The sequence below is a fragment of the Enterobacter sp. ECC-019 genome, from assembly GCF_043974075.1.
GTDB classification, from domain to species: domain Bacteria; phylum Pseudomonadota; class Gammaproteobacteria; order Enterobacterales; family Enterobacteriaceae; genus Enterobacter; species Enterobacter asburiae_D.
This window is the reverse complement of the sequence record NZ_CP143759.1, coordinates 31,223-44,601: the sequence shown is the minus strand read 5'-3', so window position 1 is coordinate 44,601 and position 13,379 is coordinate 31,223. Positions and strand designations below refer to the sequence as shown.

The window sequence follows — 13,379 nt, the reverse complement described above, 5'->3', positions numbered from 1 at the left end:
ATTAGTTATTCTGGTAGATGTCCTTATAAAGCCTGCTTTCGAAGCGAACAAGCGGAATACGACGATTGCGCTGGTCGGTCGGTTCGACGGCATAGCCGGAAAGATACTGCACGAATGCCATGCGTTGTCCGCTGGCGGTAGTGATGAAGCCTGCAAGGTTGTAAACCCCCTGCAGTGAGCCTGTTTTCGCGGATACTTTGCCATCCACACCGGCAGCGTGAAGCCCGGCGCGGTACTGCAGTGAACCGTCATGCCCGGCCAGCGGCAGCATTGAAATAAAGTTTAGCTCAGTGTCGTGCTGTGCAATGTACTGAAGCACCTGCATCATCGTGGCCGGGGAAATCAAGTTATGACGCGATAATCCGGAGCCATCAACCGCGATAGTATTACCCAGCTCGATCCCGGCCTGCTGGCGCAGGATCTGACGAACGGCGTCTGAACCCGCACGCCAGGTGCCCGGCACGCCGAAACGCGCGTGACCAATCATGCGAAATACGGTGTCGGCAATCATGTTGTCAGACTTTTTCAACATGATTCTCAGTAAATCGTGCAACGGCGGAGACTGTTTGCTGGCAATAACCGTGCCGGGCTGGTTGACCTGCGTCTGACGAAGCAGCGTGCCGGTGTAGGTTATTCCCGCTTGTTTCAGTTCATCTTTCAGAATAGCGCCCGCATAGCTTGCACCATCCTGTATCGCAAAGGCCAGCGGCAGCGGATCGGCGCGCTGCGTCAGGCAGCCGGTAAGCGTGAAGCGGTTAAGATCGCCTGGCACGACGTCCAGCTCACAATATTGCGCATCCGGGGAGCCTTTCGCCAGCGTGCGGACCTGGCTAAACATCGTGACCGGGTAGTAGGACGCGATGCGGATAAACGCTAAATCATCTGGCTTCGGCGCGCTGTAAAGCGAAACCGAGAAGCAGTTACGGTCGACAATCGCAGCGGCGGGCGGGGCGCTAAAGCACTGGGTCATGTCGTTCCACGGCCAGCCAGGGGCTTTATCGTGGCTGGCAAAGATGGAGGTATCGATCAGCACATTGCCATCAATTTTCTGCACGCCAGATTTTTTCAGTACCGCGACCATATTGCGGATATCCTGACGCTTGAAGGTCGGATCGCCGCCAAAACGGGCGATAAGATCGCCTTTCAGTTCACCGCCTTCGACATTACCCTTGGTTTCAAGGGTGGTCGTAAAACGGAAGTCAGGCCCGAGCTGGAGCAGGGCGGCGAGGGCAGTGATCACCTTTTGGGTACTGGCAGGCAGGGCCATCTGTTGACTGTGATAGTCAATCTCAGGAGCCTGTGCGCCAACCTTCTGCACCATCAGGGCAAGGTTCGCGCCTGCGGGGAGCTGATTAATGTACTCATCAACATTCGCGGCCTGGGCGGTGAACGTTATACTGGTAGTCAATCCGATGATAAATCTGGAAAATCGCATAATCTCGCGCTAACAACCCGAAAACAAACCGTCATACTACGGTGCATGGCACTGCAAAGTAAACGATGACCCATAGTGAACTTCGCGGTAAAATGCATATCAAATTGAAAAATTGCTGCTGACCTGGGGCATTGCTCCCGGGTCGGTTTTCTTTTTGCTTCTTGCCCGCTTAGGGGGGCAGGAGCAGGGAACACTGCTCCCAACAGGAATGTTTAAGAGGTATAACAAATGCAAGCTATTCCGATGACCTTACGTGGTGCCGAAAAACTGCGCGAAGAGCTGGATTTTCTGAAATCTGTGCGTCGCCCTGAAATCATCGCCGCTATCGCGGATGCGCGCGAGCATGGCGACCTGAAAGAGAACGCTGAATACCACGCCGCGCGTGAGCAGCAGGGCTTCTGTGAAGGGCGTATTAAAGATATCGAAGCAAAACTGTCCAATGCACAGGTTATCGATATCACCAAAATGCCTAACAATGGGCGTGTGATCTTTGGTTCTACCGTGACCGTGTTGAACCTGGATAACGACGAAGAGCAGACCTATCGCATCGTGGGTGATGATGAAGCAGACTTCAAACAGAACCTGATTTCAGTGAACTCCCCGATTGCTCGCGGCCTGATTGGTAAAGAGCAGGACGATGTTGTCACCATCCGCACCCCTGGCGGTGAAGTGGAATACGAAATTATTAAGGTTGAATACCTGTAATTCGCTTCTCTACTAAGATGTTGATACATTGTAAAGAAAAGAAAAAGGCCGCATAGCGGCCTTTTATCAACTCAAGGAGCATGGCATTTTGCTCGCCTGCTGACAGAAATCCCTCGTTTCACACAGAAAATGTGTTTGATTCAGGATATCCTTAGCGTGGCAGCGAGATTTTGCGCTCTTTAGATGGGCGGTAGAGCACCAGCGTTTTACCGATGACCTGTACATTACAGGCGCCGGTTTCGCGCACGATGGCTTCCACGATCAGGTTTTTAGTGTCTCTGTCTTCAGAGGCGATTTTCACCTTGATCAGCTCGTGGTGTTCCAGCGCTTGTTCAATCTCGGCAAGCACCCCTTCGGTCAAACCATTGTTGCCAAGCATGACTACAGGCTTGAGCGGATGTGCCAGACCTTTAAGGTGCTGTTTTTGTTTAGTACTCAGATTCATCGTATATTTTTGCTTACGTTGGGATTGAAAACGGTTCATTCTACCGCCATCTCCCTAATATCGCCAAATAGCAGCGTAGAAATTTACGCCAAAGGTAAGCAACGATGAACCCGGACGGAAATGTTAAATGACAGGTAAAAAGCGTTCTGCCAGTTCCAGCCGCTGGCTTCAGGAACACTTTAGCGATAAATATGTTCTGCAGGCGCAGAAAAAGGGGTTACGTTCCCGCGCCTGGTTTAAACTTGATGAAATACAGCAAAGTGACAAACTTTTTAAGCCGGGGATGACGGTTGTCGACCTCGGCGCTGCCCCTGGCGGATGGTCCCAGTATGCGGTCACGCAGATCGGCGGAGCGGGTCGAATCATCGCATGCGATCTTTTACCAATGGATCCCATCGTCGGTGTCGACTTCCTTCAGGGCGATTTTCGTGATGAATTAGTGCTGAAAGCGTTACTTGAACGTGTGGGTGACAGTAAGGTTCAGGTTGTCATGTCTGATATGGCACCAAATATGTGTGGAACACCGGCGGTGGATATCCCCCGCGGCATGTATCTGGTGGAGCTAGCGTTAGAAATGTGTCGTGATGTTCTGGCGCCTGGTGGTAGTTTTGTTGTGAAGGTGTTTCAGGGCGAAGGTTTCGAGGAGTATCTTAAGGAAATTCGCTCCCTGTTTGCGAAGGTTAAAGTTCGTAAGCCGGACTCTTCCCGGGCGCGTTCCCGAGAAGTGTATATTGTAGCGACCGGGCGAAAATGATAACCGGTAGATTTCAGGCGAAAGTTTGAATGAAACTGGATATAGAGTATCCTGACGCTGTTTTTAACACAGTTGTAATGTGAGGTTAATCCCTTGAGTGACATGGCGAAAAACCTAATTCTCTGGCTGGTCATTGCCGTCGTGCTGATGTCAGTATTCCAGAGCTTTGGGCCCAGCGAGTCGAATGGCCGCAAGGTGGATTATTCTACCTTCCTGCAGGAGGTCAATCAGGACCAGGTTCGCGAAGCGCGTATCAACGGACGTGAGATCAACGTTACCAAGAAAGATAGTAACCGTTACACGACTTACATCCCGGTGAACGATCCTAAGCTGCTTGATAACCTTCTGACCAAAAACGTCAAGGTAGTAGGCGAGCCGCCAGAAGAACCAAGCCTGCTGGCTTCTATCTTCATTTCCTGGTTCCCGATGCTGCTTCTTATCGGCGTCTGGATCTTCTTTATGCGTCAGATGCAGGGCGGCGGTGGCAAAGGTGCCATGTCGTTCGGTAAGAGCAAGGCGCGTATGCTGACGGAAGACCAGATCAAGACCACGTTCGCTGATGTCGCCGGTTGTGACGAAGCGAAAGAAGAGGTAGGTGAACTGGTTGAGTACCTGCGTGAACCGAGCCGTTTCCAGAAGCTGGGCGGTAAGATCCCGAAAGGCGTGCTGATGGTTGGCCCTCCGGGTACCGGTAAAACCCTGCTGGCGAAAGCCATCGCGGGTGAAGCGAAGGTGCCGTTCTTTACTATTTCAGGTTCTGATTTCGTTGAAATGTTCGTGGGTGTCGGTGCATCTCGTGTGCGTGACATGTTTGAGCAGGCCAAGAAAGCAGCACCGTGCATTATCTTCATCGATGAAATCGACGCCGTAGGCCGCCAGCGTGGCGCAGGTCTGGGCGGTGGTCACGATGAACGTGAACAGACGCTGAACCAGATGCTGGTTGAGATGGATGGCTTCGAAGGTAACGAAGGTATCATCGTTATCGCGGCGACTAACCGTCCGGACGTACTTGACCCTGCGCTGCTGCGTCCAGGCCGTTTCGACCGTCAGGTTGTGGTCGGTCTGCCAGACGTTCGTGGTCGTGAACAGATTCTGAAAGTTCACATGCGTCGCGTACCGCTGGCGCCGGATATTGATGCGGCAATCATTGCGCGCGGTACCCCGGGCTTCTCCGGTGCGGACCTGGCCAACCTGGTCAACGAAGCCGCTCTGTTTGCCGCTCGCGGTAACAAGCGCGTCGTATCGATGGTGGAGTTCGAGAAAGCGAAAGACAAAATCATGATGGGTGCGGAACGTCGCTCCATGGTGATGACGGAAGCGCAGAAAGAGTCCACGGCATACCACGAAGCGGGTCACGCGATTATTGGTCGCCTCGTGCCGGAACATGATCCGGTGCATAAAGTGACTATTATTCCGCGCGGTCGTGCGCTGGGTGTGACCTTCTTCCTGCCTGAGGGCGACGCGATCAGCGCCAGCCGTCAGAAACTGGAAAGCCAGATTTCTACCCTGTACGGTGGTCGCCTGGCAGAAGAGATTATCTACGGTGTGGAACATGTTTCTACCGGTGCGTCCAACGACATCAAAGTCGCGACAAACCTGGCGCGTAACATGGTGACGCAGTGGGGCTTCTCCGACAAACTCGGTCCGCTGCTGTATGCAGAGGAAGAGGGTGAAGTATTCCTGGGCCGTTCTGTGGCCAAAGCGAAACATATGTCCGATGAGACGGCTCGTATCATCGACCAGGAAGTAAAATCTCTGGTAGAGCGTAACTATGCGCGTGCTCGCCAGATCCTGAACGACAATATGGACATCCTGCATTCGATGAAAGATGCGCTCATGAAATATGAGACCATCGATGCACCGCAGATTGACGACCTGATGGCGCGCCGTGAAGTGCGTCCGCCAGCAGGCTGGGAAGACCCAGGCGCTTCCAATAATTCTGACAACAATGGCACCCCGCGTGCGCCGCGTCCGGTTGATGAACCGCGTACGCCAAACCCGGGCAACACCATGTCAGAACAGTTGGGCGATAAGTAAGTCACTGCTGTTGACGCGTTTGTCTGTACCTCAAACCCTGGAGCTTGCTCCGGGGTTTTTCATTTCTGTTTAACGATATAGATATCAGGGATTTCGCCATGAAATTATTCGCTCAGGACTCGCATCTCGATCTTTCACATCCCCATGTGATGGGGATCCTGAATGTTACCCCTGACTCCTTCTCTGACGGCGGCACGCATAACACGCTTATCGAGGCGGTTAAGCACGCCAATTTAATGATTAATGCGGGTGCCACCATCATTGACGTTGGCGGCGAATCGACGCGCCCTGGTGCGGCGGACGTGTCTGTGGAAGAAGAGCTGGCGCGCGTGGTGCCGGTGGTTGAAGCGATTGCCCAGCGGTTTGAAGTGTGGATCTCCGTTGATACCTCCAAACCGGAAGTGATTCGTGAAGTGGCGAGAGTGGGCGCTCACATTATTAATGATATTCGCTCACTCACAGAGCCTGGCGCACTTGAAGCCGCGGCAGAGACGGGGTTACCGGTATGCCTGATGCATATGCAGGGTCAGCCGAAAACCATGCAGGAAGCACCGAAGTACGACGATGTCTTTGCCGACGTGAATCGCTTCTTTATTGAGCATATCGCGCGCTGTGAACGTGCAGGTATCCCAAAAGAGAAATTGCTGCTCGACCCGGGGTTCGGTTTCGGTAAAAATCTCTCACACAATTATGCGTTGCTTGCGCGCCTGTCGGAATTCCATCACTTTGGTCTGCCGCTGCTGGTGGGTATGTCGAGAAAGTCGATGATTGGGCAGTTGCTGAACGTGGGGCCGAGCGAACGCCTGAGCGGCAGCCTGGCCTGCGCGGTGATTGCGGCGATGCAGGGCGCGCACATCATTCGTGTCCATGACGTCAAAGAAACAGTAGAAGCCATGCGTGTGGTGGAAGCCACACTGGCAGCGAAGGAAAACAAACGCTATGAGTAATCGTAAATATTTTGGTACCGATGGTATCCGTGGGCGTGTCGGCGATGCTCCCATCACCCCTGATTTTGTCCTGAAGCTCGGCTGGGCTGCTGGCAAAGTACTGGCGCGTCATGGTTCCCGTAAGATCATTATCGGTAAAGACACCCGCATTTCGGGCTATATGCTGGAATCAGCGCTGGAAGCGGGTCTGGCGGCGGCAGGACTTTCTGCCTCCTTTACGGGCCCAATGCCAACGCCTGCAGTCGCGTATCTGACGCGCACCTTCCGTGCGGAAGCGGGGATTGTCATCTCGGCTTCTCACAATCCGTTCTACGACAACGGCATAAAATTCTTCTCCATTGACGGCACCAAGCTCCCGGATGAGGTGGAAGAAGCCATTGAAGCGGAAATGGAAAAAGAGATCACCTGTGTAGATTCCGCAGAGCTGGGTAAAGCGAACCGTATCGTTGATGCGGCGGGTCGTTATATCGAATTCTGTAAAGGCACCTTTCCGAATGAGCTGAGCCTCGCTCACCTCAAAATTGTGGTGGACTGTGCAAACGGCGCGACCTATCACATCGCCCCAAATGTCTTCCGCGAGCTGGGTGCGAAAGTGATCACCATTGGCTGCGAGCCGGATGGTCTGAACATTAACGAGCAGGTGGGTGCAACTGACGTTCGTGCCCTGCAGGCGCGTGTTCTGGCGGAGAAAGCCGATCTCGGTATTGCGCTGGACGGCGACGGTGACCGCGTGATCATGGTTGACCACGAAGGTAACAAGGTAGATGGCGATCAGATCCTCTACATCATTGCACGTGAAGGTCTGCGTCAGGGCCAGCTGCGCGGTGGTGCGGTGGGTACGCTGATGAGTAACATGGGTCTGGAACTGGCGCTGAAACAGCTCGGTATTCCGTTTGTCCGCGCGAAAGTGGGTGACCGCTATGTGCTGGAAAAACTGCAGGAGAAGGGCTGGCGCATCGGTGCAGAAAACTCGGGTCACGTGATCCTGCTCGACAAAACCACCACCGGTGACGGTATCGTGGCCGCGCTGCAGGTGGTTGCCGCCATGGCGCGCAACCATATGAGCCTGCACGATCTGTGCAGCGGGATGAAAATGTTCCCACAGATCCTGGTAAACGTACGCTTCACTGCCGGTAAAGGCGATCCACTGGAAAATGAGAACGTCAAAGCGGTGATGGCTGACGTTGAAGCGGCTCTGGGCAATCGTGGACGCGTGCTACTGCGTAAGTCCGGTACCGAACCGCTGATCCGCGTGATGGTGGAAGGTGAAGACGAAGCGCAGGTAATCGAATTCGCACACCGTATTGCGGATGCTGTAAAAGTGGCATAAGTATACCACTCTGCTTTATATTTCAGGGCGATGAATATCGCCTTTTTATTGTTATGGTGAATGTAAATATTCATATTGCGTCGTTTCAGCTCTTAGCATATAAATATTGAAAAATTTATAAAATAGTGTAACCAAAAAAAATCATACATATTCAATGATATATATGTGGATTTTACCCCCCCCTTTTTTCTTATTTTAATCTCTCTTAAAGCAATATTAAGAGGATTTTATTTGACTATTATTAATAAATAATGCTTCCATTTGCACTAAATATAGAGATCTAAATTTATTCCTATAGTGGCTGTGTGGGGCTATAAAGTTATGATGCTCATTCTTATAATCCGCTGCGTTCTCAGGAACGGTCTTGGGAATTTTAATATTTTAAGGGAAATAGAATGAATACCATGGTTTGGAAACTCAAAGGAAAAATGAATCGCAAGGCAGCGAAATTACAGGAGATGCGTAAACAGCGCGGTGTAACCCTGCTGGAAATCATCATTGTACTGGGCATTATCGGTGTTATCGCGGCTGGCGTTGTTATTCTGGCCCAGCGTGCATTTACTACACAAGATCTGTCTGATATTCAGAACAATGCGAACAGCATCCGTACCTCTATGACTGAAGCGTTTAAAGATGAAGGCAGCTACCCAGCTGATAACGGTGGTATTGTTGGCCTGACTAAATCTAATATTTCTGCGTCTACACTGGATACGCCAATTGTTACTCTGGTAAAACTGGGTAAAATTTCTCCTGACGAATCCTTCAACGGCATTTCCAACGATGCATTCCAGATCAGTAATGCACGACTGGATAACACCAGTTCTCAGAACAAAGCATTCGTGTTTGTTGTAAACGGCCTGGAAACTGAAGAGTGTCGTAACTTGATCTCTGAAATGGGTAACCAGTGGGATTACGTCGAAGCTCTGAACACAGGTGCAAATGCTGGTTCTACCGTTGCGAGCATTGACGGTCGTAACCTGAGCGTTGCTAAATCTGGCGCAATTCTGAAGACTCTGACTTCTGGCGAAATTGCTGCTACAGACATCACTGCTTCTGGCGTTTGTGATGGCGAAGGTGCGGCTAACGGCGTGATCTTCGGTAGCAAATAATTAAGTACTGATTACTTTGTTGTCTAAGTGAGCCCCCCTGCTGATAGGGGGGCTTTGTTAATTGCCTAAACAGGACTGGAATAATGCGCGTCAGAAAGGATTCAGGCTTCAGTTTGCTGGAAATCATTATTGTTCTGGCTATTGCTGGCGGCGTTATGGTGATGTACACGCACTATGCGCGCAAAAAAGCCGAAAACATTGCTCAGCAGAACGTCGCCGATGCCCTCGCTGAGGAAATGAAGGGGGTGCTGGAATTTATTGACGATGACACCATCGCGCTGGTTGGCCAGAAAAACGAAACTGACAGTCCTCTCTATAGTAATGAAAAGGATGAGTATAATGTATATCATACGCGCATCACGAATGAAATTGATACCACCGATACGGGCAACAAGGATAACTATTACCTGTGGGGTGATAGCAATAATAAATCCAGGCAGCAGCGCTATCTGTTCTTAAGCAGCAACTGTAAATCATCACTGAAATCTGATTTTGCTTTTGAAAAAGAGTATCTGTCATGCTTTATGCGCAACGTGGCAACCAACTCTACTGCAGTAATCGATCGCGTCGGCTTTGCCAGCGGTGATAAAGATTCTGACCGTCAATATGATATCAATCGCATCGATACGATTGTCCGGTTCAAAAAAGAAGAAGCAAACACCGATTATCATTTTGCTGATTTCGCTCCCCATTTTACGGAAGCATTTTCAAAAGCAGGTTTTACGGTTTCGCATTCGATGATTGTACACCGCACTAACAGTACATCGAACTGGCAATTGGTTCTGAATAAGAAAGACAATAAAACACCGATTGAACTGAGCAGCATGGCCAGCAACCTTGATGCACTGGACCAGTATAAGAAAGACGAATTTGGCGTGCGTTTTACGATTGAAACAAACGATAACTCCGGCAACAGCAGCAATGTTGGCGGCAAGGTATGTTGGGCCCGAGGTGATAGCGGCGTAAAACTTTGCTACGACGATAATGTGGGTACAGGTAAACGTGGTGAAGATACCGTTCTTTCTCTGAATATGACCGACCCGAACAATACGCGCGGCGAAAAAACTATGACGGGAACGCTAAAAGCTAACGTCGTTATGGAAAATACGGCCACTCGCGTGAATCTCTTTCAGCGTTCAGCTGGAAGTTTGAAGTTTGATGACGAGGGAAATCCGCAACCTCTTCACCGTAAGGATGCCGATGGAAATCTTTTTACAGTAGAGCTTACCGGGAATGATTCAAATGCCATGTATAATGTAGAAGATGGTGCAGATGGCGGATTTGAGTTAGATGCCCCTGATTATCCTGATGCAACGTTTGATGCTTATGAACTGGTCACCCCTTCAGTGACGTTTTATAGTGAGAAGGGGTTCAATACAAATGATAATACAGGATTAAACCTCGACAGCAGGAAAGATGACGCACAAACATTTAATAATGATGAGAATGATGAAGGCGATCTCGATATTAATATTAATTCCTATTCTGATGACGGTGGTAATGATGACAGGACTCATTCAACAGATCCTGAGGTATTATCGACCACTTCTCAGGGATATTACGATATTAATGGTGGTGGCTATCGTTATGCGGTTCAAACCTGTCCACAAGTTGAACAGGAGATCACTCTTCGTGATCGAAACGGAAAGCCTCTTTTGGATGATGAAGGTAATGTGAGGAGGTATAAATATACAAGACGTTTGTATCCACGTATGACTGCTTCCATCTCATCCGTGGCTGCGTTTAGGCCAAGTTCTACTGCGAAATTATCATTTCAACATTCGGATCAAACCAGGAATACCTTAACAGATAATGAGACGGTGGGATCTTTGGCAGGGCTTGCTGTACAGGTTGAAATTGCTGAGCAAGCTAACAATTATAACTCTTTTATGAACAGTGCTGGCCATCATCTTTATGATAAAACGAAATATATATGGGTAGTCTCCGCGATTATGGGGATGTACGACGGGGCGACAGGTGAAGGGTATAACGTACTTAACCCAGGTACGGTTTCTTACGTTTTCCATACGTGGTGTAGCACCATCCCACAGGACGGTACGCCAGCGGATATATTAGACACTCAGCAGTATCAGTAAGTATTAAAATAATGGAATATAAATAATATGAATATTATTAAACATAATAAATGGACAATCGCAGGTATTTTGCTGTGTAGCGTGGGCTACACTCACGCGTCAATGAATACGTCGCCTGTGGTGGAATTAGCTGCAAACACGACAGTAACTTCAACGCCACGGAATCCTTTTGCGGAAGAGAATACGGTTTCACCAGCCTATTCTTCCTCTACTCCCGGAATGACGTCTTCTGCACCAGGGCTTACGGTGCCGTCACTCGTCATGCAGGAGAATGAATTACTAAGCCAGGCGATCAAACAGTGGGCCGCGAGTAACCATTACAAACTGTTCTGGAACAGTAAAAAAGATTATTTGATCTACAACACGATTACCCTGAGCGGCAAAACCGATGACGATATTCTGCAGTCGTTGGGAGAGCTCTTCTTCTCAGAAAATTATGGTTTAGTCGTCAAGAAGTACGCCAAAAACCACGTTATTGTCGTCGATGAAATGTAAGTGGATGGAACCCATGAAATTAAAAACAGGTGTATTGTTACTGGCCTTTCTTGCGCAAGGATGCGTAAGTGATTTTGAAAAAAAATACGACATTCCGAAAAAAATTGGTGAACAAACTGCGGAAACGACCACGACAGACGAGGCGAAGACTAAGCCCTATGTGAAGTACGATTCCGCGTACCTGGGTAAGAAAGTGCAATACAGTGTGGAACAGCAAAAAGTGATGGGTAAACATGTGAAAATTACGTCATATGAACCCACCACGCTATCGGCTCTGATGGAGGTCGTTTCTGCGCAAACGGGGATCAGTTTCCGTATTAACGCGTCAGCAATGGGTGATAAAAAACCGAATACGGATGACTCATGGGATACGCCTCGCTCCGTACGGTTTGACGGTAACTTCGAAGATTTTATGAAGTATATTGGCTCGCTCTATGACGTTAGCACTCAGCTGGATGCAAGTAACGTGCTTAAAATCAACGTGTTCGAAACCTATGTTATGCGCCTCGACTTCTATGGCGAAAATAATAAAACGGAAACGACCCTTGATCTGTCAGGTAACGAAGCGACATCTGGCGGCGGCTTGACGGGTAAATCCGAAACTAAATTTGAGTCCTCTTTCTGGGACGACGTAGAAGATATGGCGAAAAACTACGTCACGTCAGGTAACTACACCCTGTTTAAGGATTCTTCGATTCTGATGGTGAATTCGCGTCCATCTGAACATGAGGCATTGAGCAAAGCGCTGGATAAATATAAAGCGGATAACAGCCGTCAATTTATTGTGACGTATCGCATTTATTTACTCGATAAAACAAAAGAGAAAAATCTGGGTGGTGGTTTAAATCTCGATTTTGCGGATGCGCATAACACCATCAACATCAGCAGCAGTATCCTGAATAACCTGGGAGGGGGTATCACCGCGGGCTGGAAAAACAGCCATGTTGATATCAGTACGGGCCTGGATGCGTTGTATAAATTAACGGGTAGCGAATCACTGCAGAGTGGTTCATTCATCACGCGTAATAATATGGCGATTCCTGTCAACATGACGCAGTCCCAGTACTATGTATCCGGAAGAACACGTACAACGGATGATACCGGTGAAGTTAACGTAGAAGTTGATACTGATGAAATTGTCACCGGGACCAGCTTTATCATCACCCCTCGCGTGTTGTCGGATGGCCGCATCGAAGTGGTCAGCGGCTTCACGAAGCGTTTCCTCAACTCCATTGACGAGTATGACGACGTACAGCTGCCAAACGTCAGCACTACCGAGTCGTTTAACTCTTCAATCATCAAGCCGGGAGACCTGCTGGTTGTAGGAAAATATGAAGTGAAGAGTTCTAAAAATGGGCTTCAGTATGAAGTGTTGGGTGCTAATGACACCAACTCGGACGGTGTTGCAACGGTCCTGATGGTGATCGGGGTCGATTATTATCGCCAGCCGATCACTTCACGCGATGAATAAGTAGCCTCGCTATGAATGATATTTTATTCAAGAATAACATTTTAACCGGCCTCTACTGGGAGCCTGAAAGCCTGGAAAATTTGCAACCCGCGGAACAGGCTTCCTTCCGCGGGATGATGAAAGCCTATCGTAGGTTGGTATACAAGGATGCGGCTGGCGTAATGGCGATCGGTTATAGCACGAAGATTTCAACGCTATATGAACCTTTTGCCCTCTATATAAAAGAACTTTATGGTGATGGGATTTACTTCTCGCATGAAGATAATCAGACAACCTATTTTCTGATTATTAATGGGGGTCGGATCGTCAGCGGTACGGACTGTTTTATTAGCAAAGAACTCTTTGATGAGTTAATGAAACACACGGATGCCTATAGTCATCTGGAAGTAACGCCTCTGGAAGAGATTCAAATAGACGCTGTTGCGGAGCGCTGCTGCGCCCGACAGGCGCGACTGAAGCGCCGCCGGCGTATTATTATCGGTTCAATCTTCTCGAGTGGTATTGCGCTTCTGGCCGTTTTGGCAGTGTTGCTTCATTTTTTTGTGACGGGATAAC

Annotated in this window: 12 protein-coding genes; 10 read left to right on the top strand and 2 right to left on the bottom strand. The window is 49.4% G+C overall.

Features of this window, described 5'->3' with window-relative positions:
* Position 1 precedes the first annotated feature (1 nt).
* A complete protein-coding gene (gene dacB / locus V1566_RS00225; protein ID WP_032659718.1) occupies positions 2–1,435 on the bottom strand; it encodes a serine-type D-Ala-D-Ala carboxypeptidase in 1,434 nt (477 codons plus the stop codon).
* Positions 1,436–1,663: 228 nt separating this feature from the next.
* Between dacB and greA the strand changes: the two genes are divergently transcribed.
* Positions 1,664–2,140, top strand: a complete 477-nt coding sequence (gene greA / locus V1566_RS00220; protein WP_014171793.1) for a transcription elongation factor GreA — start codon at positions 1,664–1,666, stop codon at positions 2,138–2,140.
* A 151-nt stretch (positions 2,141–2,291) separates the two neighbouring features.
* On the opposite strand, the gene yhbY is transcribed toward greA, so the two are convergent.
* Positions 2,292–2,585, bottom strand: coding sequence for a ribosome assembly RNA-binding protein YhbY (gene yhbY, locus V1566_RS00215; protein WP_003861814.1), 294 nt, complete (start codon positions 2,583–2,585; stop codon positions 2,292–2,294).
* A gap of 127 nt (positions 2,586–2,712) precedes the next feature.
* On the opposite strand from yhbY, the gene rlmE reads away from it, so the two are divergent.
* The 9 genes from rlmE (at position 2,713) to V1566_RS00170 (ending at position 13,378) form a co-directional block, all read left to right on the top strand.
* Entirely contained in the window at positions 2,713–3,339 is a 627-nt protein-coding gene (rlmE, locus tag V1566_RS00210) for a 23S rRNA (uridine(2552)-2'-O)-methyltransferase RlmE (protein ID WP_010436004.1), read from the top strand.
* A gap of 102 nt (positions 3,340–3,441) precedes the next feature.
* Positions 3,442–5,376, top strand: a complete 1,935-nt coding sequence (ftsH, locus tag V1566_RS00205; RefSeq protein ID WP_010436002.1) for an ATP-dependent zinc metalloprotease FtsH — start codon at positions 3,442–3,444, stop codon at positions 5,374–5,376.
* Positions 5,377–5,474: 98 nt separating this feature from the next.
* A complete protein-coding gene (gene folP / locus V1566_RS00200; RefSeq protein WP_024906364.1) occupies positions 5,475–6,323 on the top strand; it encodes a dihydropteroate synthase in 849 nt (282 codons plus the stop codon).
* Positions 6,316–7,653 (top strand): phosphoglucosamine mutase, encoded by a 1,338-nt coding sequence (glmM, locus tag V1566_RS00195; protein ID WP_395304770.1) that lies wholly within the window; start codon positions 6,316–6,318, stop codon positions 7,651–7,653. The genes folP and glmM overlap by 8 nt, the downstream gene beginning before the upstream one ends.
* 395 nt (positions 7,654–8,048) lie before the next feature.
* A complete protein-coding gene (locus V1566_RS00190) occupies positions 8,049–8,762 on the top strand; it encodes a type IV pilus major pilin (protein WP_395304769.1) in 714 nt (237 codons plus the stop codon).
* A gap of 83 nt (positions 8,763–8,845) precedes the next feature.
* Positions 8,846–10,858, top strand: coding sequence for a type II secretion system protein (locus tag V1566_RS00185; RefSeq protein WP_395304768.1), 2,013 nt, complete (start codon positions 8,846–8,848; stop codon positions 10,856–10,858).
* Positions 10,859–10,885: 27 nt separating this feature from the next.
* Entirely contained in the window at positions 10,886–11,353 is a 468-nt protein-coding gene (locus V1566_RS00180) for a TcpQ domain-containing protein (protein WP_395304767.1), read from the top strand.
* 13 nt (positions 11,354–11,366) lie between these two features.
* Positions 11,367–12,824, top strand: coding sequence for a type II and III secretion system protein (locus V1566_RS00175; RefSeq protein ID WP_395304766.1), 1,458 nt, complete (start codon positions 11,367–11,369; stop codon positions 12,822–12,824).
* Between the two features lie 11 nt (positions 12,825–12,835).
* Complete coding sequence (locus tag V1566_RS00170) at positions 12,836–13,378, top strand: pilus assembly protein (protein ID WP_395304765.1); 543 nt, start codon at positions 12,836–12,838, stop codon at positions 13,376–13,378.
* Position 13,379: the final 1 nt, after the last annotated feature.

Excerpts from the sequence above, each read along its gene's own strand:
- dacB (WP_032659718.1), bottom strand. The coding sequence starts at position 1,435 with ATGCGATTTTCCAGATTTATCATCGGATTGACTACCAGTATAACGTTC.
- greA (WP_014171793.1), top strand. The coding sequence starts at position 1,664 with ATGCAAGCTATTCCGATGACCTTACGTGGTGCCGAAAAACTGCGCGAA.
- yhbY (WP_003861814.1), bottom strand. The coding sequence starts at position 2,585 with ATGAATCTGAGTACTAAACAAAAACAGCACCTTAAAGGTCTGGCACAT.
- rlmE (WP_010436004.1), top strand. The coding sequence starts at position 2,713 with ATGACAGGTAAAAAGCGTTCTGCCAGTTCCAGCCGCTGGCTTCAGGAA.
- ftsH (WP_010436002.1), top strand. The coding sequence starts at position 3,442 with ATGGCGAAAAACCTAATTCTCTGGCTGGTCATTGCCGTCGTGCTGATG.
- folP (WP_024906364.1), top strand. The coding sequence starts at position 5,475 with ATGAAATTATTCGCTCAGGACTCGCATCTCGATCTTTCACATCCCCAT.
- glmM (WP_395304770.1), top strand. The coding sequence starts at position 6,316 with ATGAGTAATCGTAAATATTTTGGTACCGATGGTATCCGTGGGCGTGTC.
- V1566_RS00190 (WP_395304769.1), top strand. The coding sequence starts at position 8,049 with ATGAATACCATGGTTTGGAAACTCAAAGGAAAAATGAATCGCAAGGCA.
- V1566_RS00185 (WP_395304768.1), top strand. The coding sequence starts at position 8,846 with ATGCGCGTCAGAAAGGATTCAGGCTTCAGTTTGCTGGAAATCATTATT.
- V1566_RS00180 (WP_395304767.1), top strand. The coding sequence starts at position 10,886 with ATGAATATTATTAAACATAATAAATGGACAATCGCAGGTATTTTGCTG.
- V1566_RS00175 (WP_395304766.1), top strand. The coding sequence starts at position 11,367 with ATGAAATTAAAAACAGGTGTATTGTTACTGGCCTTTCTTGCGCAAGGA.
- V1566_RS00170 (WP_395304765.1), top strand. The coding sequence starts at position 12,836 with ATGAATGATATTTTATTCAAGAATAACATTTTAACCGGCCTCTACTGG.